At 58.8% G+C, this 23,243-nt stretch carries 22 protein-coding genes and 1 tRNA gene; 15 read left to right on the top strand and 8 right to left on the bottom strand.

Features of this window, described 5'->3' with window-relative positions; all coding sequences use genetic code 11:
* Window positions 1–3: 3 nt before the first annotated feature.
* On the top strand, window positions 4–666 hold the full coding sequence (locus JTP94_RS28380; protein WP_204853774.1) for a flavin reductase family protein: 663 nt from the start codon (window positions 4–6) through the stop codon (window positions 664–666).
* Between the two features lie 128 nt (window positions 667–794).
* Here JTP94_RS28380 and JTP94_RS28375 read toward each other — a convergent pair whose 3' ends face one another.
* Complete coding sequence (locus JTP94_RS28375; RefSeq protein ID WP_204853773.1) at window positions 795–1,712, bottom strand: DUF1003 domain-containing protein; 918 nt, start codon at window positions 1,710–1,712, stop codon at window positions 795–797.
* A gap of 480 nt (window positions 1,713–2,192) precedes the next feature.
* Between JTP94_RS28375 and JTP94_RS28370 the strand changes: the two genes are divergently transcribed.
* Window positions 2,193–3,149, top strand: a complete 957-nt coding sequence (locus JTP94_RS28370; protein WP_204853772.1) for a phytanoyl-CoA dioxygenase family protein — start codon at window positions 2,193–2,195, stop codon at window positions 3,147–3,149.
* 75 nt (window positions 3,150–3,224) lie between these two features.
* Here JTP94_RS28370 and JTP94_RS28365 read toward each other — a convergent pair whose 3' ends face one another.
* The 5 genes from JTP94_RS28365 to JTP94_RS28345 form a co-directional block, all read right to left on the bottom strand.
* The gene (locus JTP94_RS28365) at window positions 3,225–3,710 is read right to left on the bottom strand and encodes a DoxX family protein (protein WP_204853771.1); all 486 of its coding nucleotides are present in this window, start codon (window positions 3,708–3,710) and stop codon (window positions 3,225–3,227) included.
* 18 nt (window positions 3,711–3,728) lie between these two features.
* Window positions 3,729–4,484, bottom strand: coding sequence for a DUF2063 domain-containing protein (locus tag JTP94_RS28360; protein WP_204853770.1), 756 nt, complete (start codon window positions 4,482–4,484; stop codon window positions 3,729–3,731).
* A gap of 9 nt (window positions 4,485–4,493) precedes the next feature.
* Window positions 4,494–5,348, bottom strand: a complete 855-nt coding sequence (locus tag JTP94_RS28355) for a DUF692 domain-containing protein (protein ID WP_204853769.1) — start codon at window positions 5,346–5,348, stop codon at window positions 4,494–4,496.
* An 85-nt stretch (window positions 5,349–5,433) separates the two neighbouring features.
* On the bottom strand, window positions 5,434–5,718 hold the full coding sequence (locus tag JTP94_RS28350) for a DUF2282 domain-containing protein (protein WP_204853768.1): 285 nt from the start codon (window positions 5,716–5,718) through the stop codon (window positions 5,434–5,436).
* A gap of 47 nt (window positions 5,719–5,765) precedes the next feature.
* Window positions 5,766–6,032: a DUF2282 domain-containing protein gene (locus JTP94_RS28345; RefSeq protein WP_034510955.1), complete on the bottom strand. Its 267-nt coding sequence runs from the start codon at window positions 6,030–6,032 to the stop codon at window positions 5,766–5,768.
* Window positions 6,033–6,275: 243 nt separating this feature from the next.
* Between JTP94_RS28345 and JTP94_RS28340 the strand changes: the two genes are divergently transcribed.
* The 12 genes from JTP94_RS28340 to JTP94_RS28285 all read left to right on the top strand — a co-directional run bounded on the left by JTP94_RS28340 (window position 6,276) and on the right by JTP94_RS28285 (window position 19,970).
* Window positions 6,276–6,842, top strand: coding sequence for a sigma-70 family RNA polymerase sigma factor (locus tag JTP94_RS28340; protein WP_204853767.1), 567 nt, complete (start codon window positions 6,276–6,278; stop codon window positions 6,840–6,842).
* On the top strand, window positions 6,829–7,464 hold the full coding sequence (locus tag JTP94_RS28335; RefSeq protein WP_204853766.1) for an NrsF family protein: 636 nt from the start codon (window positions 6,829–6,831) through the stop codon (window positions 7,462–7,464). Before JTP94_RS28340 ends, JTP94_RS28335 begins: the two co-directional genes overlap by 14 nt.
* Before the next feature lie 241 nt (window positions 7,465–7,705).
* Window positions 7,706–7,779 (top strand) — tRNA-Gln (locus tag JTP94_RS28330).
* A gap of 524 nt (window positions 7,780–8,303) precedes the next feature.
* The gene (rfbB, locus tag JTP94_RS28325; protein WP_204853765.1) at window positions 8,304–9,371 is read left to right on the top strand and encodes a dTDP-glucose 4,6-dehydratase; all 1,068 of its coding nucleotides are present in this window, start codon (window positions 8,304–8,306) and stop codon (window positions 9,369–9,371) included.
* Window positions 9,368–10,267 (top strand): dTDP-4-dehydrorhamnose reductase, encoded by a 900-nt coding sequence (rfbD, locus tag JTP94_RS28320; RefSeq protein ID WP_204853764.1) that lies wholly within the window; start codon window positions 9,368–9,370, stop codon window positions 10,265–10,267. The genes rfbB and rfbD overlap by 4 nt, the downstream gene beginning before the upstream one ends.
* 83 nt (window positions 10,268–10,350) lie before the next feature.
* The gene (gene rfbA, locus JTP94_RS28315; protein WP_204853763.1) at window positions 10,351–11,238 is read left to right on the top strand and encodes a glucose-1-phosphate thymidylyltransferase RfbA; all 888 of its coding nucleotides are present in this window, start codon (window positions 10,351–10,353) and stop codon (window positions 11,236–11,238) included.
* Between the two features lie 62 nt (window positions 11,239–11,300).
* Entirely contained in the window at window positions 11,301–11,849 is a 549-nt protein-coding gene (gene rfbC / locus JTP94_RS28310) for a dTDP-4-dehydrorhamnose 3,5-epimerase (protein WP_204853762.1), read from the top strand.
* A gap of 123 nt (window positions 11,850–11,972) precedes the next feature.
* On the top strand, window positions 11,973–13,106 hold the full coding sequence (locus tag JTP94_RS28305) for a glycosyltransferase family 4 protein (RefSeq protein WP_204853761.1): 1,134 nt from the start codon (window positions 11,973–11,975) through the stop codon (window positions 13,104–13,106).
* A 352-nt stretch (window positions 13,107–13,458) separates the two neighbouring features.
* Window positions 13,459–14,433 carry a GDP-mannose 4,6-dehydratase gene (gmd, locus tag JTP94_RS28300; RefSeq protein ID WP_204853760.1) on the top strand — a complete coding sequence of 325 codons (975 nt, stop codon included), beginning with the start codon at window positions 13,459–13,461 and terminating at the stop codon, window positions 14,431–14,433.
* A 28-nt stretch (window positions 14,434–14,461) separates the two neighbouring features.
* Window positions 14,462–15,427 (top strand): GDP-mannose 4,6-dehydratase, encoded by a 966-nt coding sequence (locus JTP94_RS28295; protein WP_204853759.1) that lies wholly within the window; start codon window positions 14,462–14,464, stop codon window positions 15,425–15,427.
* Window positions 15,428–15,970: 543 nt separating this feature from the next.
* Window positions 15,971–18,826 carry a glycosyltransferase family 1 protein gene (locus tag JTP94_RS28290; RefSeq protein WP_204853758.1) on the top strand — a complete coding sequence of 952 codons (2,856 nt, stop codon included), beginning with the start codon at window positions 15,971–15,973 and terminating at the stop codon, window positions 18,824–18,826.
* 28 nt (window positions 18,827–18,854) lie between these two features.
* Window positions 18,855–19,970: a glycosyltransferase family 1 protein gene (locus JTP94_RS28285; protein ID WP_204853757.1), complete on the top strand. Its 1,116-nt coding sequence runs from the start codon at window positions 18,855–18,857 to the stop codon at window positions 19,968–19,970.
* A 5-nt stretch (window positions 19,971–19,975) separates the two neighbouring features.
* On the opposite strand, the gene JTP94_RS28280 is transcribed toward JTP94_RS28285, so the two are convergent.
* Together JTP94_RS28280 and JTP94_RS28275 are read right to left on the bottom strand one after the other, a co-directional pair.
* Complete coding sequence (locus tag JTP94_RS28280; protein ID WP_204853756.1) at window positions 19,976–21,361, bottom strand: O-antigen ligase; 1,386 nt, start codon at window positions 21,359–21,361, stop codon at window positions 19,976–19,978.
* A 159-nt stretch (window positions 21,362–21,520) separates the two neighbouring features.
* Window positions 21,521–22,096, bottom strand: coding sequence for a sugar transferase (locus JTP94_RS28275; protein WP_204853875.1), 576 nt, complete (start codon window positions 22,094–22,096; stop codon window positions 21,521–21,523).
* Between the two features lie 188 nt (window positions 22,097–22,284).
* On the opposite strand from JTP94_RS28275, the gene JTP94_RS28270 reads away from it, so the two are divergent.
* The gene (locus tag JTP94_RS28270) at window positions 22,285–23,220 is read left to right on the top strand and encodes an SDR family oxidoreductase (protein WP_204853755.1); all 936 of its coding nucleotides are present in this window, start codon (window positions 22,285–22,287) and stop codon (window positions 23,218–23,220) included.
* The last annotated feature ends 23 nt before the right edge of the window (window positions 23,221–23,243 follow it).

Below are 23,243 nucleotides of genomic sequence, written 5' to 3'. Positions count from 1 at the left end.
GCAATGTTGATGAACGCAGCCTTATCCAAGTCCGTGGAGAGCGATCGCGAGCATATCGTCATCAAGCCCAGCGTGCTCTATGTCGGCACGCCTGTCGTGCTGGTTACCAGTCTCAATCCCGATGGCACCACGAATATCTCACCCATGTCGTCGGCCTGGGCGCTCTTCGATCGCATCGTTCTGGGCCTGACATCGACAAGCAAGGGTGGGGAAAACGCCATGCGCGAGCGGCAACTGGTGTTGAATTTTCCCTCTCCGGATCTGTGGCAGAAGATCGAGGCGATCGCTCCGACGACGGGTCGCAATCCCGTTCCTCCCCACAAGGAGAAAATCGGATACCGGTTCGAATCCGACAAGTTCGATGTCGCCGGCTTTACCCCTCAGTTTGCCGATCTTGTCCGGCCGCTGCGCATAGCGGAGTGCCCGATTCAATTCGAGGCCGAGATCATGGCGTCGCACGAACCCGGTGGCGAATGGCCCTCGGACCGGCCCGAGGCTTTCCGGATCATCGAGGCGAAGGTGATCCGTGTTCATGCACAGAGGGGCGTCGTCATACCGGGCAGCAATCATATTGATACGACGAGATGGAGCCCGCTTCTCTACGTGTTCAGGCACTATTTCGGCGTCGGGCCGGATCTCGGCCGCACGTTCAAAGCGGAGGCGTGACGCGTTCCGCGCTTGGGTTGACTATCTTGCGGGATAGAGATCCGCAGGAACCGACTTTGGAGAATAGCCGGCTATCCGGCACAACCATGGCCGAGGGCAGGGCCATGGTCGCTTCGGTCTTCGTCGCGTCAGTTCAGCGAATCGTCCGGCTCGGGATCCTTGACCTTGCCGAAGAGGCTCTTCAGTGCACTGGTCTTGGCTTTCACTGCCTTGTTGGCCTTCATGGCGCGCGTCGCGGCCTTGGCCTGTTCCAGCATCATCTCAATCTGGATCTGCTGGATTTCGGTGAGCCGCTCCCATTGGCGATTGAGGAGATGGTCGACCTTTTCATGCAGGTGGCGGATTTCGAGTTCGGCTTTCAGGTTGACCTTGTAGTCGTTGAGCGCGCGCAGCCGGTCCTTTGCTTCCTGTCGGCGCTGGCTCATCATGATGATCGGAGCCTGCAATGCAGCGATCGTCGAAAGAATGAGGTTCAGCAGAATGAACGGATAGGCATCGAAGGCCTTGTTTTCGCCCATGAGGGCATTGATGCCCATCCACACGGCCAGGAAAAAACAGAAGGAAATGATGAAGGTCCAGCTGCCACCGAAGGACGCGACGATGTCGGCCATGCGGTCGCCGATGGAGCGGTGATCCTCGTAATCCTCTTCGATGTTTTCGGCCAGCGTATCGTGCGTCTTCAGGCTTTCGACGACCTCGTCCTCGAGGTTCGAAAGCTCGCCGCGCTCGTCAGTCAAAAGCTCGGCGATATACTGGGCGCGATAGTCGTCCATCGCCTTGCGGCTGATATAGTCGTCGGCGCGAAGTGCGGGATGTTTCAACCGCATGAAATCCGCCAGCGAGGGGCGGAGGTCATCGACGTGCACGGCGTCCTTCTTCTTCAGCGGCTGGCCGGTGATGGCATCGACGAGCTTGACGGACTTGGCCTTCGCCTGGGCGAGGCTTTTGGTATAGTCGTCCATCTCCACCACGGTTGCGGCTTCGCCTTCGCCGGCATCGAAGTCGACTATCCCGTCCGCCGGGTCAACGGTCTTCGTTTCTGTCATATACGGGGGCCCTCTTTCACGTTTTCCGCTCGTTTAGCCAATAATGCGAACAGGATTGTGACTGTTAGAAGACTGTTAAAATCGGAACAGCCATCAAACCGTGTTGCCGCCTGGTCTCAATCCTGCGCTCAGTGTGCGCTTGCTAAGTGTTTAATAGCGCTATTGTCCTAAGCAACGGCAAATGAAATGTCTCGTCCATGCATCGACCTCCGCTGCTTTCGGACCGGAGGGCGCGAGAAACAACCATTCCGTGCGCTTTCGCAAATGTTTGCGAAATCTCAGCGTGTCAATGCGGAAAATTCTACCATTTAAATCAAGATTGTGAATTTCCGCCCCCTTGACCGGGGTCCGTCGGCTTCTATTTGCCGCAGTGCAGCAGAGACCCCCGCTGTAGCGAATAAATGTTTATGTTCAAAGAATTACATCAACAGGATGTTGGGCCTGTTGCGTGGCTTTTGCACATGTGCGGAAAGGATAGCTATGCACAATCCCCAGGCAAAAGACTTGGAGTCCATCGCCCGGCAAGGCGGTCGCTTCAAGCGAATGGCTGTTAGGATACCCACCTACCTGACCGATCTTCGGGAAAATCCAGCCTGGTTGCCCATGTTCCTGCTGGCGCGAACATTGCCGTTTCGGCGCATGCATTGGTTCGCCACCAGGCAAGCCGTCACGCTTCCCGTTTCCGGCGCTTCCATGTTCGCCGGGGTGGAGCGCAGCGCTGTCGTCAATGCGTTGCGAACCGATGGGCTTCATTCCGGCCTGATGCTGCCGGAGCACATTCATCGCGAGATCACAGAATTCGCCCAGACCACCCGTTGCTTCGGCAATTTCAACAGGAAGCTCGAATTCGTCGCGGGCGAACACACGGAGGCGGAAGCCCGTTTCGGACGTCCGATCCTCAGCGGGCATTTCTTCGAGCGTTCGCTCGATTGCGATGCGGTCCTCGCGGTTCAACGCGATCCGCTGCTGATCGACGTCGCCCGGCAATATCTTGGCGGGCAGGCGAAGGTGATTACCACGCGAATCTGGTGGAGCTTTCCGACGCAGGCTTCGGAAGTGGACAGAAGCATGGCTTCGCTCGACAAATATCATTTCGATCTCGACGATTGGCGCATGCTGAAGTTCTTCTTCAACCTGGTCGACGTGGATGAAGGCACCGGTCCGCACGTCTTCGTCAAAGGCAGCCACAGGCGTCGCAGCATGAAACATCAGCTGACGCTGCTGGTCGGTCATCCCGCGGATGAAGTGCTCGATTATTATGGAGAAGAGAGCGCTGTCACGCTGACGGGAAAGGCCGGCTCCGGCTTTGTCGAGGATCCCTTCGGTTTTCACATGGGCACCGTCCCCACGCAGAAGCCGCGTTTGATGATGGAAGTCGGCTTCGGCGTCTCGAGACCATCGCAGCGCCGCTTCCATGGGGAACCCGTGCTGCGATAGGTTGCTGGCGGCCTTGAGTTGTCCAGATCATGGAGCGCCGTCCGTCGACAACCGGCGCTCCTGGTCGTTTCGGCATTATGACGACCGGCCGAACCGCTTGGCGATAAAATGGTCGAGCGCGATACGGCCCGGACCGCCGGCGATGATCACCAGGAAGCAGGTCGCCCATGTGCCGTGCGTCGGCCAGGCGTCGGGGTAGACGAATATCTCGATGACAAGCGTCATGCCGAGCAGTGCCAGCGCCGACAGCCGGCTGGCCAGGCCGATCACCAGCAAAAAGGGAAAGAAATGCTCGCTGAAGGCGGCGATGTGGGCGGCGATCCAGGGATCGACGAAGGGCAGCTTGTATTCCGTCTGGAAGAGATAGACGGCATTATCGGTCACATGCCAGCCTTCCACCTTGGTCTGGCCGGACTGCCAGAAGACGGCGGCAATCGACAGGCGCGCAACGAGTGCGATCAGATCATGCGGAATGCGGTCGAGAAGCCTGAGGGCGCCGTGGAGCCTTTGCGGCACGGTTTCGCGTTCGGCCATGGCGGCCGTCATCATCTGGTCTTGCATGTTGGTTCTCCCTGGCGTTCAGCGAATGGCTGAGAATGCGCCGGCCGCGAGCGCACCGGCGAGGTTGGCGGAAAGATCGAAGTCCGCAGTTTCAGCGAGAGCCGTCTCGAAGGCGCTGCCCAGATCGCCGCCGGCAACGAGCGTTTCGAGAAAGGCGACGCCACCGACCGGCAGGCGGTGTACTTCCACCGTCATCTGCGGGCGGACGACGAGCGCATCCTCGCCGCTCCAATCCTCTATGTCCGTCAGCTCGATCTCCCCGACGTTCATCGCCCAAATGGTGACCGCCGGAAAGGCCGAGCGAATGATCGAGGCGGAGGGGTGCGGCACGAAGCTTAAACTTGCCAGCCCTTCCGGCTCGACCGTTGCCAGCAAGGCGGCGTCGAGCGGTGTTGCGTCGGCGGCGTGATAGGCCCTGCCGCGCGCAGCCTCCAGTCTGATGACATCGGGCAGGTAAGGAATTTCGCGCGCGGGTTCGAATATCGCGACGAAATCGGCAAAGTCGTCGCCATAAGCCAGCAGCAACGGCGATTGAGGCGGATGCTGCCGGATGAATTCATGCGCCATGGCGGCGAAGAATTCCGCGCCGACAATCTTTTCGGCGGCCGGAAAGCGCGAGGCGAGCGCGCCGATCAGGCCGATGGCGACATTGTTGCGGTAGACGCCGAAGCGTCGCTCGGGACGGGGGCCGTTCCAGGCCGCGAGGCCCTCAGGAACGGACCGGTCGGGATCAACAAGCGCTGCGGCGAATTCGGTTTGTGTCGAGAGAGACATCACTCCTCCTCATGCCGCCCGGCGTTCGGCGCCGCGCCGCAGGATGGCGCCGGCGGCCTCCGCCTCGGCCCTCAGAACCGGCCATTCCGGGACGTCGTTATCCCACTCGACCAGGCTGGCGATCGGTCCTGTGCGGGTGATCAGCTCCTCGTAGAGTTCCCAGACCGGATCCTTCACCGGCGTGTCGTGGCTGTCGATCAGAAGCGGCGCGCCGGCATCGTCGGTGGTTTCCGAATGGCCGCTCAGATGTATCTCGCGCACCCACTGTACCGGAAAACGTTTGAGGTAATCGCGCGGATCCAGCCGGTGATTGGTGGCGGCCACGAAGACGTTGTTGACGTCGAGCAGCAGGCCGCAGCCGGTACGGCGAGCGATTTCGTAAAGAAAATCGACTTCCTCGATCGTGCTTTCCTCAAACAGCAGATAGGTAGCCGGATTCTCGAGCAGCATCTGGCGGCCGAGCAGCGTCTGCACTTCATCGATATGGGCGCAAACCTGGGCGAGGGTCGCTTCGGTATAGGGCAAAGGCAGGAGATCGTTGAGAAAGGTCGTGTCGTGGCTCGACCACGCGAGATGCTCGGAAAAGCTCTCCGGTTCGTAGCGGTCGCAGACGATCTTCAGGCGGGCGAGATGATCGGCATCGAGCGGCTGCATCGAGCCGATGGAAAGGCCAACGCCATGAATGGATAGGGCATAGTCCTGACGCAGCTTGCCGAGCTGAGCGTGCGGCGGACCGCCGGCGCCCATGTAGTTTTCGGCATGGACCTCGAAAAAGCCGATGGGCTGGCTTACGGCATCTATGGCGGCGAAATGTTCCGGCTTGAAGCCGACGCCGGCGCGGCGGGGAAGTTCTGACGGTTTCATTGCAAGCCTCCGTTTGGATATGCTTGATCTCGGAAGGAGGGCGGCGCGCGCGGAATGTGCGCCGCCCTGCGTTTCCGCGCTCGGGTCAGACGGGCGCCGGACCCTGCATCAGGGTGCCATGGCCGTTCGGCGTCTTCATCGTTTCGCAGGTTCCGGCGGGAACGAGCTTCCACGAGTTGCGCTGATAATCGACTTTCGATGTACCGGCGCAGGTCGTACCCGGACCGGCGGCGCAATCATTCTGGCCCTTCAGGGCGACGCCGTAGCATTTTTCCTTGGCGTCGGCGGCCGCGGCGGTGGTGACGCCGGCGACCAATGTTATTGCCGTCGCGACCGACGCGGCCAAGGCGACTGCGGAAATCTTGCTCATGACAAACTCCTTACATCCTGTAATTGGATCGGTGATCCGGGTTAGGGTCAAGCCGGGGTCAGCGTGCCGTGGCCCTTCGGGGTCTTCATGGAGGTGCAGGTGCCGGTCGGAACGAGCTTGAAGGACATCTTATCATAGCTCATGGTCGATTTGCCTGCGCAATCATGCTTGCCGGCAGCGCAATCGTTTTGACCCTTGAGGGCGACGCCATAGCATTTTTCCTTGGTGTCGGCAGCTGCGGCGGGAACTGCGACGGAGGCAAGTGCTGAGGCGATCGAACCGGCAATGGCCAGGGTGATGAGGCTGTTCTTCATGGGACTGTCTCCTTGATGGGTGCGAGCCGTCATTGGCTTGCATCAAGGTCTACGGAGCTTCCTGGGGTGATGTTACAGGCGGTACGAAATTTTTTTAAGTGGCACCGAATTATTCTGCGCCGGCTATATGTTTGCCGACCTGCCCGCCGCATGGCAGCTTTTGACTAAAAGCCGAAAAGACTTGAAAAAGAATGGCCGTTGCCGGTAACGAAAGCCTGCGGTCCTGCGTAGAGGAGATGTCGGGTGAGTCATTCGGCGCGCGAAGAGCAATGGGCAGTCTGGATGCGTGCCGCCATCAGCGGCGACGTGCAGGCCTACCATCGTTTTCTGTCCGCAGTGACGCCGCATCTGCGCGCCATGGCGCGCCGGCGTTGCGAACAGTTCGGCGCGCCGGTAAGCGAGGCCGAGGACGTGGTTCAGGAAGTGCTGCTGACCATCCATCTGAAGCGCGGAACCTGGGACGCATCGCGCCCGATCGGCCCGTGGATATCGACGATCGTGCGCAACAAGCTGATCGACGGTCTCAGGCGACGTGGACGGCATACGAGCGTACCGATCGATGACGTGATCGATATCCTTGAGGCGGAAGACCAGACGGATGCCTTGGATCGGTTAGACGTCGATCGTATGTTGGAACAATTGAAGGATCCGCAGAAGACGATCGTGCGTTCGATTTCCGTCGAGGGAACCAGCGTGCGGGAGACGGCGGATCGGCTGCAGATGACGGAAGGTGCGGTGCGTGTGGCACTGCATCGTGCTTTGAAGGTGCTTGCGGCCTTGTACCGGAGTGAGACCAGTGAAAACCGATGACCTCATCAATCTTTTGGCGCAGGATGCGCCGGTCCGCACGCGGATCGGCAAGGCCCTGGCTCTGTCGGTCATCGCGGGCATCCTGATCAGCGGTGGCATTTTCTTCGCGATGATCGGTTTCCGCGCCGATATGGGCAGCGCGATCGAGACCGTCCGTTTCCTGTTCAAATTCGTTGTCACGATCGCTCTCGCCGCGACGGCCTGCGCGGTGGTCTTCCGTATCGGCCGTCCGGGCGTGTCCTTGCGCGTCTGGGGTTGGGCGCTTCTGGCAGCGCCGCTATTGGCGCTGGTGGCGGCTGCCGTGGAGATGGCGGTCATGCCGGCCGACAGCTGGAGCGCACGGATGATCGGGCACAATGCCCGCTTTTGCCTGACGCTCATCCCATTATTGTCGATCGGCCCGCTCGCCTGCTTCCTCTTTGCATTGCGTCATGGGGCGCCGGAGCGGCCGGGTTTGGCCGGCGCTGTCGCGGGGCTTGCCGCCAGCGGCATCGCCGCGACCTTCTATGCATCCAACTGCACGGATGACAGCCCGCTTTTCGTCCTGCTCTGGTATCCAATCGCGATCGCCATGGTGACCGCGGTGGGTTATGTGCTCGGCCGACGCATCTTGCGCTGGTAAACCGGCCGAGAATGCTGGTCTTGAGAGACGCTGGGTTATCCCTGGTCAGCTGTTATGGGCGACGCGGACGGTGATATTCGCAGAATCCGCCGGAAGCGCACGTATTCGCTGGCCATCCTGGACTTCGGCCTTCCGCTTTCAAAAATTTGCATTTGTCCGCGTTAAACTATTTGCATCCGCGGCGAATTCTATTATAGAGGCCCCACCTTCGCCGCGAACGATTTCATCACGTGGCGGCCGTTGGGGAATAGTTCAATGGTAGAACGACGGACTCTGACTCCGTTAATCTTGGTTCGAGTCCAGGTTCCCCAGCCAATTCTCGGTTTCCAATCAATAGAGTTAGCAGCCTTGGCTCGAGCCGGGTTGCTCTAGTTGTTTTCGAAGCCGGTTGATGCTTCCGGATCACGCTGAAGTTCGATTAAAATTTTTCTCAAAGGACTTGCGATTCTCAACCATTGCTTGTCATGATATATTGTGTTTGGTGGTATCGCCAGATAATAAGGTAGCCTGATTAGCCAATTGCTGCGGCACATGAAGAGCCGCGTCGTTATTCCTATGCGAACATTTCAAGAAGGGATGATTGTCTCCCGACAAATGGAATTGATTCCAGCCCGAGCCCATAGGGGTTCTCCGGCGACGGTTCTGCGTACAACGTCCTCAGAGTAACTCGGTGAGACCGGCGGATCGATCCTGGCCATCTTTTGCACGCTGCCGACCGTTCTCCAATACGCTCGAGCAGGGTTCAGGTGGCGGGGACATTGCCATCGCTGTTTATTTCTCCGTGCTGCAGGCTTCGGCTGCAGTTTTATTACAAAATTTTCGGCACAAATGGATATTAAATGACGATATTGGTTTCCGGAGGCGTCGGCTTTATTGGCGGGAATTTTATTCTCGACTGGCTCAGGCGGGACGATGAAACGGTCATCAACCTCGACAAGCTGACCTATGCCGGCAATCTGGATACGCTGAGGGGATTGAACGGCGATAATCGTCACGTGTTCGTGCATGGCGATATCGGTGACCGCAGACTGGTCGATACGCTGCTTGCGACCCACAATCCCCGCGCCGTCATCAATTTTGCGGCGGAAAGCCATGTCGACCGATCCATTCACGGACCCGGCGATTTCATCCAGACGAATGTCGTCGGCACGTTCAATCTGCTGGAAGCGGTCCGTGGCCACTGGAATGGCTTGCCAGGCGACGAGAAGCCGGCCTTCCGCTTCCTCCATGTCTCGACCGACGAGGTCTACGGTACGCTGTCCAAGGACGACGCGCCGTTCAACGAGCTCAATCGCTATGAGCCGAACAGCCCCTATTCGGCCAGTAAGGCTGCATCGGATCATCTCGTTCGCGCCTGGCATCATACCTATGGGCTGCCGGTGCTGACGACGAATTGCAGCAACAATTACGGCCCCTATCACTTTCCGGAAAAGCTGATCCCTCTGGTGATCCTGAATGCGCTTTCGGGCAAGAACCTTCCCATTTATGGCGACGGTCAGCAGATTCGCGACTGGCTTTATGTCAGGGATCACTGCAGCGCCATTCGTCGCGTGCTGGAAGCCGGCAGGGTCGGCGAGACCTACAATGTCGGCGGCTGGAACGAAAAGCCCAATCTGGACGTGGTCCATACCATCTGCGCCATCCTCGATGAGCTGCGGCCAAAGGCCGATGGCACTCGTTACCGCGATCAGATCGCCTTCGTGAAGGACAGGCCAGGTCACGATCGCCGCTATGCGATCGATGCCCGCAAGCTCGAACGCGAACTGGGCTGGAAGCCCGAGGAGACGTTCGAGACGGGCATTCGCAAGACGATCGAATGGTATCTCGGCAACCAGGATTGGGTGCGAAACGTCACCAGTGGCGCCTATCGCGAATGGGTCGGCAAGCAATATGAGGTGCAGCTGTGAGCGTAATTCTGGTGACGGGCGCCAACGGACAGGTTGGGTTCGAATTGCAGCGCTCGCTCGCAGCACTGGGCGACGTGGTGGCCATGACCCGCGGCGAGATGGATCTTGCCAATGAGGCAAGCATTCTCTCGGCACTCCAGACGCACAGGCCTCGCGTCATCGTAAATCCGGCCGCCTATACGGCTGTTGATCGTGCCGAGAGCGATGCGGAGCAGGCGATGGCCGTGAATGCCGTGGCGCCGGGGATATTGGCGCGCTGGGCCGCCGACAACGGCGCCTGGCTGGTGCATTATTCGACCGACTATGTTTTCGACGGCACAAAAGCGAATGCGTATGTGGAGAGCGATACGGTCAATCCGCAATCGGTCTATGGCGAAAGCAAGTGGCTGGGTGAAGAGGCCGTCCGCGTGGCCGGCGGTCGCCATCTCATCCTGCGGACGAGCTGGGTTTACGGCCATCACGGCAACAACTTCCTGAAGACCATCCTTCGGCTCGCGCAAGAGCGCAGCTCCTTGAATATCGTTGCCGACCAGGTGGGGGCGCCGACATCGGCGGCCCTGATCGCCGATGTCACGCGCACGGTCGTCGAGCGTATCGCCCGCCCGGATGCGTCGAATCTGTCGGGCACCTATCATCTCAGCGCGCAAGGCAACACGTCGTGGCACGGCTATGCGGCGCATATCGTCCGCGAGGCGTCTGCCAGAAACGTCAAGCTTGCGCTGACCATCGACGCGCTCAAGCCTATCCCGACCGCCGAATACCCGACGCCGGCAAAGCGCCCGCACAATTCGAGACTGGATTGCACAAAGCTTATGGATGGCTTCGACCTCGGTCTTCCTGCCTGGCAGGAGGGTGTCGAGGACGTCATCGACAGGCTGAAGCCTTCGACGCATTGAAACTGGCAAGATCTCATGAAGGCTTGTGGTCACCCTCCATGGCCTGACGGAACGAGAACGCGATAGAGACGAGACGCTGGACCATGAACAAGGCACGCAAAGGCATCATACTCGCTGGTGGATCGGGCACTCGCCTCTATCCGGTTACGCTTGCCGTCAGCAAGCAGCTCCTGCCGATCTACGACAAGCCGATGATCTACTATCCGCTGACGACCTTGATGCTGGCCGGCATCCGAGAAATTCTCATCATCTCGACGCCGCAGGACACGCCCCGTTTCGAGCAGCTGTTGAAGGATGGCAGCCAGTGGGGGATCAAGCTTGAGTATGCGGTTCAGCCGAGCCCGGATGGTCTGGCGCAGGCATTCCTGATCGGCGAGAAATTCCTGGATGGAGCACCGTCCGCCCTGGTGCTCGGGGACAATATTTTCTACGGACATGACTTCTCCGGGCTGCTCCATCAGGCGGGCGACAAAGAGGCCGGAGCAACTGTCTTTGCCTATCACGTGCAGGATCCGCATCGCTACGGTGTGGTCGAATTCGATGAGCAGGGCAGGGCGATCAGCCTGGAGGAAAAGCCGGAGCTGCCGAAGAGCAATTATGCCATCACCGGGCTCTATTTCTATGATGCGGGCGTTGTCGACGTGGCGAAATCCATACGCCCTTCGCCGCGCGGCGAACTGGAAATAACCGATGTCAACATGCATTATCTGAACACCGGACAACTGGATGTGCAGACGATGGGGCGTGGCTATGCCTGGCTCGACACCGGCACGCATGAATCCATGCTGGAGGCCAGTCACTATATCGCCACCATCGAAAACCGACAGGGCCTGAAAGTCGCCTGTCCCGAGGAAATCGCCTATCGCAGCGGCTGGATCGATGCATCGCAGGTCGAGGCGCTGGCCCTTCCGCTCAAGAAGAACGGCTACGGGCAATATCTCCTCGGAATGCTGCGCGAGCGGATATTCTGACCGCGCCGTGACATCTCCCGCAGCTTGCCTCCGCAATGCGATCAACCGAAGCAGGAAGACGAATGAAAGCCATCGATACCGCCATTCCGGATGTCAAGATCATCGAGCCCACGGTATTTGCCGACGACCGCGGTTTCTTCTTTGAAAGCTTCAGCAAGGCCAAGTTCGAGGCGGCGATCGGGCGACGCGCCGATTTCGTGCAGGACAATCACAGCCGGTCGGGAAAGGGCGTCTTGCGCGGTCTGCATTATCAGCTGCCGCCGAATGCCCAGGCCAAGCTCGTTCGGGTCGTGGTCGGCGAAGTCTATGATGTCGCTATCGATATCCGGAAGTCCTCGCCGACATTCGGGCAATGGGTGGGGGTTTTGCTGTCGGAGGAAAACAAACGCCAGCTTTGGATCCCGGAAGGATTTGCCCATGGGTTCCTGACGCTAAGCGACCATGTCGAATTCCTTTACAAGACGACGGATTATTATGCGCCCGAGAGCGATCGCGGAATTCGCTGGGACGATCCGCAAATCGCCATCGACTGGAAAACCGCCGACGTATCGACACTCTCCGCCAAGGATCAACGCCAGCCATTGCTCGCGGATGCAGAGTTATTCGATTGAGACGATATCCGGGCCGCTCGCCAGCGGGGCATGCACGCAAGGCAATGCGACGCGTCATGTGTTTTTGACAGGCCAAACGATGCCGTAGGTGACGCCGCCATCGCTTTTCGATACAGGGATAGCATGCGCGTTCTACATTTCTTCAAAACATATTGGCCCGATACATTTGGTGGTGTCGAGCGGACGATCCACGCGATTGCCAAAGGGACTGCCAAATACGGCGTCGAGTCCGATGTTCTGTCACTTAGCAAAAAGCCCAGCGAAAACAGCGTGGAATTCGATGGCCATATGGCTCACAAGGCCAGACTCGATTTCGAATTCGCCTCCACCGGCTTCTCGCGCGAGGTGTTCGGACGTTTTCGGGAGTTGAGCAGCAGGGCTGACATCGTCCACTATCATTTCCCCTGGCCGGTGATGGATATCGTCCATCTTGCGGCCCATACCGACAAGCCGACGGTCGTCACCTATCATTCCGATATCGTGAAGCAGAAAGTCCTGCTGCAGTTCTACAAGCCGTTGATGTCTCGCTTTTTGAAAAGTGTCGATCGTATCGTTGCAACGTCCCCCAACTATCTGGCGTCGAGCGACGTCCTGAAAAGGTTCGAATCGAAGACGACAGTCATTCCCTTGGGTCTCGACGAGGCGGACTATCCAAGGGTGGATGAGGCGACCCGCGTGCGGTGGCGCAACCGCTTTTCCGACCGCTTTCTCCTGTTTGTCGGCGTTCTAAGATATTACAAGGGTGTCCACATCCTGCTGGAGGCGGCAAGGAGGAACGGCCTAAGCGTCGTCGTCGTCGGCAGCGGGCCGATGGAAGCGGAGTTGAAGCAGTCGGCCGAACAAGGTGTCCACAATGTCCACTTTGTCGGCGCCCTGCCGGATCACGACAAGATCGCCCTGCTCGAACTCTGTGAGGCGCTGGTTTTCCCGTCTCCGCTCCGTTCGGAGGCTTTCGGCCTGTCGCTCGTCGAGGCTGCCATGTTCGGCAAGCCGATGATTTCCTGTGAAATCGGCACCGGGACAAGTTTCGTCAATTTGAACAACGAGACGGGATTCGTGGTGCCGCCGAATGACATCGATGCCCTATCGGATGCGATGAAGCGCATCTGGCAGGACAAGGAAAAGGCTGTTGCGATGGGTGCTGCGGCCCGCGATCGCTATCTCTCGCATTTCACCGCGGAGAAAATGTGCTTGGCCTATTATGGTCTCTATCGCGAACTGGTGGGCGAATTGCCGATCCAGAGCGAGCGCATCTAGGGAAAATTCGATCGCGGAAGTCTTCAACTAAGCTCGTTCGGCCTATTCTGACGCGGCCTGTCTTCGGTGCTTAGTTACGGCTGACGAATGCTGCGGCCCCAGGATCCCCAAACTTGTTGCGCAGTCAGGTTTTGACATAGATCGAACGATTGCAGTATGGACTTTCTCATAGGTGGTTTTTGCTATCAATAACGCACGCCATGAGGGAACTTGCCGCCAGTCGTTGTCATCGGCTTATATAACGGCTAAATGGCGCTGGAAAAATTGGCACCCGGACGTGACTATGTGTTCGGCAGAGAGCGGTACCTTGCTGTAAGCAGGTTGGTCAAACGTGGTGAGAATGGAGATGTAAGTGGCGAAGAAAGCACTGGTAACGGGGATTACGGGTCAGGACGGCGCCTATCTGGCGGAACTGCTGCTGAAGAACGGTTATGAAGTCCACGGACTTGCCCGTCGTTCAAGCACTTCGGATGTCAATCTCAGCCGCCTGCAATGGCTTGGCATCGAGCAAGACGTCCGTATCGTCGACGGTGACTTGATGGATCTTTCCGGTCTTGTCCGTACCGTAAAAGACGTTGAGCCGGACGAAGTCTATAATCTCGGCGCTCAATCCTTCGTCAAGTCCTCCTGGCAGCAGCCCTATCTCACCGGCCAGGTAACGGCTCTCGGCGTGACGAATGTCCTGGAGGCCATCCGTCTCGAGCGGCCCGAGGCTCGCTTCTATCAGGCATCTTCCTCGGAAATGTACGGGCTCATTCAGGAGCCGATGCAGTCGGAGCAAACGCCCTTCTACCCGCGCTCGCCCTATGCGGTCGCCAAGCTCTACGGCCATTGGATCACGATCAACTACCGCGAGAGCTTCGGCCTGCATGCGTCGAGCGGCATTCTCTTCAACCATGAATCTCCGCTTCGCGGCATCGAGTTCGTCACGCGCAAGGTGACGGATGCGGTCGCTCGCATCAAGCTTGGCCTGGCAAAGGAGCTCCGGCTCGGAAATATCGATGCCAAGCGTGATTGGGGGCATTCGAAGGATTATGTTCGTGCCATGTGGCTGATGGTGCAGCAGGATGTCGCTGACGACTATGTCATTGCGACCGGCCGTACAACGACCGTGCGCGACATGTGTGCCATCGCCTTTCAGCATGTCGGCCTGAAGATGGAGGATCATCTGGTGATCGATCCTCAACTCTTCCGCCCGGCCGAAGTGGATGTGCTGCTCGGCAACCCGGAGAAGGCTCGCAAGACGTTCGGATGGGAGCCGAAAATCAGCCTCGAAGAGATGATTGTCGAAATGGTCGAGGCCGACCTCAAGCGGTTGGACAAGTAAGACTTTCTGGCGAATGGCGAGGCAGCTCATGCCGAGGGAACATCGAATTCTTGTAACAGGCGCGAGCGGCTTCGTGGGCTCGTGGCTGTTGCATGAACTCAACAAGCGACGGCTGGAGTTGGGTGCGGAGCTGACCGTTCTGACCGCCGGTCAAAGCGATGTATCGGACTGGAAGACCGAAATTGCGGATCGGGAGCAGGTGGCGACCTTGATCCGCGATTGCCGTCCGACGGCCATCATCCATCTCGCCGCCATCGCCGCCCCGGGGGATGCGCGAAAAATGCCGCAGCGAGCCTGGGATGTGAATTTCCAGGGCACGATGAATCTCGCCTATGCCGTGATGGAATATGCGTCGGAGGCGCGGTTTGTCTTCGTCGGCAGCTCTGAAGCCTATGGCGCCTCGTTCATTGACGCGGCGAAGGTGCCGATAAAGGAAACCGCAGCGCTCAAGCCGATGAATGTCTACGGCGCGACGAAGGCGGCAGCCGATATTTTGATCGGCCAACTTGCCTATGATGGATTGAAAGCGATCCGGTTCCGTCCGTTCAACCATACCGGACCCGGCCAGACGGTCGATTATGTCGTGCCGGCTTTTGCGAAGCAACTCGCCGAAATCGCCTCGGGTGCCATAGCTCCTCGCATCAGCGTCGGGAATCTTTCGGCATACCGCGACTTTCTCGACGTTCGCGATGTCGTGCGCGCCTATGCCGATGCTGCGCTGAACGAGGTGACATCCGAGGTTCTGGGTGGAGTCTTCAATCTATCGTCGGGCCGGCCGGTGCAGGTTCAGTCGATACTCGATATGCTGATCGAGCTGTCGGGATCGGATGTCGAAGTTGAAGTCGATCCGAAGCGGTTGCGCGGATCGGAAATTGCCGTCGCCGCCGGTGATAACAAGGCGGCCTTCGAAGCCTTGGGCTGGAAGCCGGAAATAGACCTGCGTCGCACCCTTGGCGACGTGCTCGAGGACTGGAAGATCCGGATCGCGCGCTGATAATGCCAACCGGCGCGGAGCGTGCTCATCAGCAGAGGGACGATCAAGTCTGCGATCTGGAGGACGCTATCTGGGATGCGAGCAGTCCGGAGAGTGTTCTTCGCCACCAACTCGAACAGGTGCACAATAGCAGTTCATGGTGTTTTACTCGCCCGCTTCGGGCAGGAAATCGAAAGCTAGCGGAGATGAAGAGGTTACTGAAACGTATCGTCGCTGTCTTTCTGGAAAGGCTCCTGGGTTGGCTTGCCAAAAGGCCGCGGTTAAAGGACGCGTGCCTCCGGTGGGCGCAGCGCTTTCCAATGTTGAGGGGAAGGCTTGCGGCGTTCGCAAGAGCCCAGGGATATGGAGTTCCAACGCTCGAATTCCTGGACGGCGACCAGGAGGGGCAATGGTATATCGATGCGCCGAAGGGCGCTGTGACTGAATGGAACATGTTGCTTCAGGGCATCTCAAAATCGATATGAAAGATCGTCTTTGATGCGATTGTGGATTGATGGGCAATGCTTTCAGACGGCGAGCAAGTGGCGCGGAATTGGTCGATATGTGCAGGAACTGCTTCTGGGGATCATCGATAATCACCCGGAGATCGATCTTCTCGTCTCGCTCAATGCCGGCATGCCGCAGGATGCGCTTGCTGCCCGCAATCATCTTCAACAATGGATAAAACCCGCCAACATCCTCATGTGGCATGGCGTTGCCGAAGGTGGGGAAGGGATCGACGGCTATTCCGAGCGGCGGCGGCTCAGCGAGATCGCGCTGGCATATCATGTGGCGTCGCTCAATCCGGATATTGCCCTCTCCGCAAGCCCTTTCGAAGGTTTCAGAGACAGGGCCGTTCCGCTTCTTCCTAATGATATTTCAAAAATTCCCGTCGCATCCATATTCTACGATGCGATACCTCACCGCTACCCCCAGCAGTATCTGCTGACGTCGGCGACGCGCACCTGCTACGAGCGGCGCCTTGCCTTTTATTCGCAATTTGATCTCAATCTCTGCATTTCCGAATATTCCCGCAGCGAGTGCGTCGAAATCTCGAAAAATTCTCATGCCATCAACATGCTCGCGGGAATATCGAAAGATTTCAGGGATGCAATCGACCATGCTGAAGGAAAGTTCCCCAGGCCAACCGAGAAGCGTTTCATCCTTTATGTTGGTGGCCTGGATTGGCGAAAGAATGTGAAATCCGCCATCGCGGCATTTGCGCGGTTGCCGGCAGATCTGCGAGCGCAATACAGTTTCGTGCTGGCCGGTGATCATCCGAAATCGCCCCTCAAAGAAGAAGAGGAGAGATGGCGGAAGCTGGGGCTTCCCGAGCAGGACTTTGTGGCTGTTGGACATGTGACTGACAGCCAGCTCGTGGCGCTCTACAGGGAAGCGGACCTGGCAATCCAACCTTCTCTACTGGAAGGGTTCGGCCTGACGGCGCTGGAAGCGACAACTTGCGGCACCCCCGTGATAGCGTCGAACACCGGCGCCCTGCCCGAAGTCATTGGAGATCAAGAATTCCTCTTCGACCCAGCCGATGTGTCTGACATAGCGCGGGTCATGCAGCATGCGCTGAGCGACCGCGAGGCGACAAGAGTTGCGGCCGAGAGGCAGCGGAGCCACGCTCTGGACTTCAGCTGGACGAGATCCGCCGCCATTGCCGTTGCCGCATTGAAGGATGCCATTGCGGCTGCCCGGAGCAAAGGTGGTGCTGAACCGCTTTCAACGGCTCAGCAAGCGGTTTTGCACCAGGTTCAAAGTATTGATCTCCCGCCGGACCTGATTTCGGAGGCGCTTGCGCGCGCGGAGATCGTAAGGTCGACAGGCTCGCGGCTGATCATCGACGCCACATCTACATATCGCGTCGATCACAAGACCGGGATTCAGCGGGTCGTCAAGAACATATGTGCCAATCTGCCAGCGTTGCAGGATGCAGACAGCCAGGGTGTCGAGCGGATCGTGGCCTATAGCGATTCCCCCGACGGTTGGTTCGCTATTCCGAGGACGCTGGAGAAACCCAAGGGTGCGACGACATTCGCAGAAGATGCGCGTCTGGAGTTTTCCGTAGATGACCGCATCTTGATGCTCGACAGTTCCTGGGAGTTTTTCAGACATCACTATAAAACACTGCGCACCGCGCGGCTCAGAGGCGCGACAGTCATTTCGTGTCTCTACGACACGGTTCCGTTGAGATTTCCCGGCTTTTGCGATCCCGGGATGCCCCCCACCTTCTCGGCATGGTTTCAGACGGCACTTGCCTATTCGAACGCATTTGTCTGTATCTCGAAGGCCGTTGCCGATGAGCTGATCACGATACTCGAGGCTATCCAGTTTCCGCGAGAGATGAAGGTAGGCTATTGGCATCTCGGTGCCGATTTTGGCAAAGCGGCCGTTTCCACAAGCATCACCGCTGATCGCCAAAACGAGCGTCCTGACTTCCTTATGGTCGGGACACTCGAGCCGCGCAAAGGCTATGCGATCGCCTTGGACGCTTTCGATAGATTGTGGGACGAGGGTCAGGATGTCGGGCTGACGATCGTCGGGAAGCCTGGTTGGGGCGTCGAGCATCTTGTTCGGCGCATCGAGCAGCATCGTGAATATGGAAAGCGTCTCGTCTGGCTCAATGGCATTTCCGATGAAAAGCTGCAGCAGGCCTATGCGAGCAGTCATGCGCTGATTGCGGCCTCCTATGCGGAGGGTTTCGGTCTTCCAATCGTGGAAGCGGCGCACTTCGGCAAAGCCGTGATCGCAAGTGACATTCCCGTCTTTCGCGAAGTCACGGCGAGTGACCAAAATTGTCGCTTCTTCACCAGCGGTTCCGCCGATTCTCTTGCGGCAACGATCCGTTCATTCCTGAATACTTCCACCGATAGCGTCCTCTCTTCCTCTTCGCAGCCAATGATGAATAGAGGGACAAGCTGGAGGGAAAGCGCTGAGGAATTGCAGCGGGTTGTCCTCGCTGAAGACTGGTATCGGATATACAAGCCAACCGTGGACAAGACCTATGTCCCGATTACCGATATCGGCAATACGAAAATGTCCGAGCCGCTTGCTCAGGAGGACACCCGGCATAAGATCGAGCTGGTCGAAGGGCCTATCGCGATCGACAACAGGGTTCTGAAATACCTCGTCCGCGTAACAAACCTCTCCCCAAAATCATGGGCGAGCGCCGGCACCTCTGATGGATCGTTTGGAGTGGCAGCGAGCTACCGCATCCTGTCGAAAGACGGCGGCTTCATCGTCCCCGACAATTATAAATCTGCTATTCCACTTGTGCTGCCACCCGGCGACACCGTCCATTTGGCGATCGAGATCCCCTTGGAGTTCAAGCGACGGGGTACGGTCTTTGCCGAGATAGGCCTGGTTCAAGAGTCGGCCGGCTGGTGGAGTAATCCGCTGCGGGTCCCGTTGTGATGATCCGTCGGCACAGGGTAGTTTCAGAATGAAGATCGGTATCGACGCGCGCAATCTGGTGACGAGCATGACCGGTATTGGCCGGTATGTGCTGGAAATGAGCCGGCATCTCGCGCTTCTTGGCCATCAGCTCCATCTCTATTTTCCGCAGGAGCCGCATGGGGACGTGAAGGATCTACCCCCCGCGGAGCTACGCGTCGCGCGCTTTCCGGGCGGTGTGAGGCGAATGATCTGGGCGCAGACGGAGCTGCCACGCCGCGCGGCACAGGACGGGATCGACGTCTTCTGGGGACCGGCTCACCGTCTGCCGTCCTTTCTTGATCGCCGGATCGCGCGTGTCATCACGATCCACGACCTCGTCTGGAAAGACATGGCCGCAACCATGCGCTGGCAGACATGGATGGGCGATCGCTGGCTGATGAAGCCGGGGATTGCCGTTGCGGACGAAGTCGTTGCCGTTTCCGCCGCCACGGCCAATGTGCTGAAGGTTCAGTTTCCGGCATGCGGCGAAAAGCTCAACGTGGTCTATCCCGGTCTGACGGCCATCGGCGGGACGACCGAGCCCAAGCCTCTGTCGTCTTTTGGCGTCGATCGCCCCTATATTCTTTTCGTGGGGACGCTTGAGCCGCGCAAAAATCTGCTGCGGCTGTTGCAGGCCTACGCGTCTTTGCCGGGGGCGATACGGCAAGAGCTGCTGCTCGTGCTCGCCGGCGGCCAAGGCTGGAGGCTTGGTGATCTCAAGGGGCACATCGCGACCCTGCAGATCGAGCCGTTCGTTCGGCTGACCGGCTATGTATCCGATGCCGATTTGGCGCAGCTCTATGGCCAGGCCCGATTTCTGGCGATGCCGTCGCTTTATGAAGGTTTTGGATTTCCCATCATCGAAGCCAATGCGATGGGCATACCCGTGGTGACATCAAATACGTCGTCCATGCCGGAGGCTGCCGGGGAGGCGGGTATTCTCGTCGATCCCAATGATGTGCAATCTATCCTTGGCGGCTTGGAGAGCCTTGCGACCGATAGCGAGCTTCATGCTCGCCTTGCCGCGAAGGCAAGGCCGAATGCTGCTCGCTTCGATTGGATGGAAAGTGCGCGCCAATTGGAGCGCATCTTTGAAAAGGCGATCGCCAAACGCCGCGGCTGATGAACTCAAGCGCCGGCTGCGGCGCCCTGCAGCACCGGCTTCGACGTCGCCAGATATTCGCCTTTGGTGCGCATGTGGCACCAGCAGGCGAAGGCTGACGATGCGAAGGCGAAGCCTTCGCCGATGGCGAGACGGTTGTTGGAGTTGCTGAGCAGCGTCAGCGAGAAGAAGAAAATGCATACGATATAGGCGTGCCATGCGGCCCGGGGGATGATCCCTGCCTTGCGGGCGCGCCAGACTGCCCGGATGAAGACGCCGAGAATGAATGCCATGACGGCCGCGCCGAAGAGGCCGTAGCGCACCAAAATCTCCAGATAGCCATTGTGCAGCAGCGTGTACTGGATATGCGCGTAGCGTGTCTGGTACCAGCGCTCGAGCCATTTGCTGCCCCAGCCGAAAACGGGCGCGGAGGAGAAGACCTCCCAGCTGTTCGACCAGAGCTGCAGGCGCTCGTCCATCGACACCGGGGTATTGGTGGAGCTGATGGTGCTTGAGACCACGCCGCCCAGATCGTGACCGCCGGTCACATTCTCCACCATGGCAAGAGCCGCCGATACGGTCGGACCTGCCGTCTTGTCGAGATTGTGCCGCACGCCATAGACGCCGGCGATCAGCAAGACCGCTACGGCGACGATGGCGATGATGCCGCTCTTCATGCGCAGATAGGTCAGCGTGATAAGCGCCATCAGCGGTAGGGTAATGCCGAGAGCCAGCCAGACGCCCTTCGATTTGGCACCGTAGATGGCGATGAAGCAGAGAGCGAAGATGAAGGGCGAAACGATGTAGGCGAAGCGGGCGATCCGTCGATCGCCGGATTTTTCCGTCAGGTAGTACAGCAGCCAGAAGAGCGTGAAGATGATGATCATACCGCAGGCGACGGCGCCGTGGATCTGATTGTTCATGATCAGCGGGCGGATGGTCTCGCCGGCAAAAACCTCGCGGAAATGCTGCGTGGCGACCAGCATGATGAGGACCATGGCGAAATAGGCCGCCACGATCTTTTCCATCAGCTCTTCATAGATCAGGAAGGCGACGCCCATGATGGGAAAGAAGAAGGTAAAGGCGTAGAGCCAGTCCGATGCGCCGATATCATGCTCCGGCGTCAGCCAATAGTTGATGCCGAAGCGGGCCATCACGTAGAAAGCCCAGCCGATGCAGAGCCAGCCGATCCAGTCCGTGCGCGGCCGCACGGGCGCTCTCATATAGTAATAGAGGGCGATCAGCGAGAGGAGCGCGGCCGCATAGCGATAGGCGTCGCTTTCGACGACGGTCGGAGAAGCCAGGAAAAGCCAAAGCAAGCCGCCGATGATCGCCACAGCTTTTGGCATTGTGCTCGCAGCTTTGGTGACGCCAGGAGTTTCGGTTGCGAGATCAGCATGCAGGTTGTTCATGCGCGAGTCGTCCAATGTCGTCGTCCGCCTTCGTCCACATTCGATTGACTATCCGGCATTCCGGAACCCCCATGACGGCCCCTAGGGTTGCAAAGGGGCAGGAATACGGCATTTTTGCGCCCCAGCCCCTCCGCCATAGCGATTTCCGTCCGATGCTTGCTAATGGGTCACTCCATCGCGTCGAACCACCTTCAATGCCGTCAGAATGATGATCTTGAGATCGAAGAGAAAGGAGCGCTGGCGCAGATAGTCCTCGTCCAGCGCCACCTTCTGCGGAATAGGCAGTTCGTCGCGGCCATTGACCTGCGCCCAGCCGGTGAGGCCGGGCAGCAAGGCATCGACGCCGCGCTCGGTGCGGAGCGCGATCAGGTCGTGCTGATTGAAAAGAGCGGGGCGGGGCCCGACGATGCTCATTTCCCCCTTCAGGATGCACCAGAGCTGTGGCAGCTCGTCCAGGCTGGATTTGCGCAGGAAGGAGCCGATCGGCGTCAGATAGATCTTGGGATCCTTCAGCAGATGCGTGGCGACCGCGGGGGTATCCGTGCGCATGCTGCGGAATTTAGGCATGCGGAAAATCTTGTTTCCGCGGCCGACGCGATCCGACCAGTAGAGGATAGGGCCCGGCGATGTCACGCGAACGGCGATGGCGACGATCAGGATCGGAATGGAAAAGACGATGGCCGCGGCAAGAGCGGCAAGGAAATCGAAAAGGCGTTTGGCGATCGTATAGAGCATCGTCTCGTTGAGTTGCATCGGCACCGGTTTGCGGTCGCGATGATAGCCATTGTTCCGTTGTGCATCTCATATCGCGGATTGGCGCACAACCGCCCTGCTCAAAATTCCCCGGGCTTGTTCTCAGCTGATGTCCTATGCAAAGCATGTCCGACAAAACGAACAGACGAACGAACAGAGGCAATGGACGCATGATCCTGGTCACCGGTGCAACGGGCTTTGTCGGACAGGCGCTTTGTGCCGAGCTTTCCCGGCGGCAGATGGAGTATCGGCCGGTGAGCCGCGCGCCGAGGTCGGGATTCGTCGCCATCGGCGCGATCGATGGCGGGACGGATTGGTCGGATGCGCTTGTCGGCGTCGATGTCGTCATGCATCTGGCTGCCCGCGTTCATGTCATGAACGAGAGTGCAGCCGATCCGCTGGCCGCATTTCGCGCCGTCAATGTCGATGCCACGGTCAATCTGGCGCGGCAGGCGGCGAGAGCCGGGGTCAGGCGCTTCCTCTTCCTGAGCTCGATCAAGGTCAACGGCGAGGAAACCGCGCGGGATAAGCCCTTCAAGGCATCGGATGTGCCGCGTCCGGAAGATGCCTATGGCCGCTCGAAGCTGGAGGCGGAGGAGGCTCTGCAGGCCGTGGCTGCCGAGACGGGCATGGATGTCGTCATCATCCGGCCGCCGCTGGTCTACGGGCCTGGCGTCAAAGCGAATTTCGCAAGCCTGATGAGATGGGCCAAGCGTCCGTTCCCCTGGCCGTTTGGCAATGTCGTCAATCGGCGGTCTCTCGTGTTCGTCGGCAATCTCGTCGATTTCATGCTGCTCTGCGTTCGTCATCCGGCCGTCGGAAATCGCGTGTTCCTGATCAGCGACGGCGAGGATCTTTCGATCGGGGAATTGATTGCCAAGCTGTCCGCGGCCGCTGGGCGAAGAGCTCTGATGCTGCCGGTGCCACCGAGTTTGCTGGAAGGACTAGCAGCGCTCCTCGGCCGCCGTGCGGCGGCGCAGCGTCTTCTTGGCTCGCTTCAGGTCGATATCGGCGAAACGATAGCGATCGCCAGCTGGTCGCCACCCTATTCCGTCGAGGAGGGATTGGCGCTGACAGTCGGTGGTTCCGACGCGAAAGAAGGTTGATCGGCGTCGGGCCGGGTCTTCCG

Origin of the sequence: Martinezella lusitana (genome assembly GCF_016901135.1) — a bacterium.
Classification (GTDB): domain Bacteria; phylum Pseudomonadota; class Alphaproteobacteria; order Rhizobiales; family Rhizobiaceae; genus Rhizobium; species Rhizobium lusitanum_D.
The sequence above is the reverse complement of the archived record's forward strand: the minus strand, read 5'-3'. Positions and strand labels throughout refer to the sequence as shown.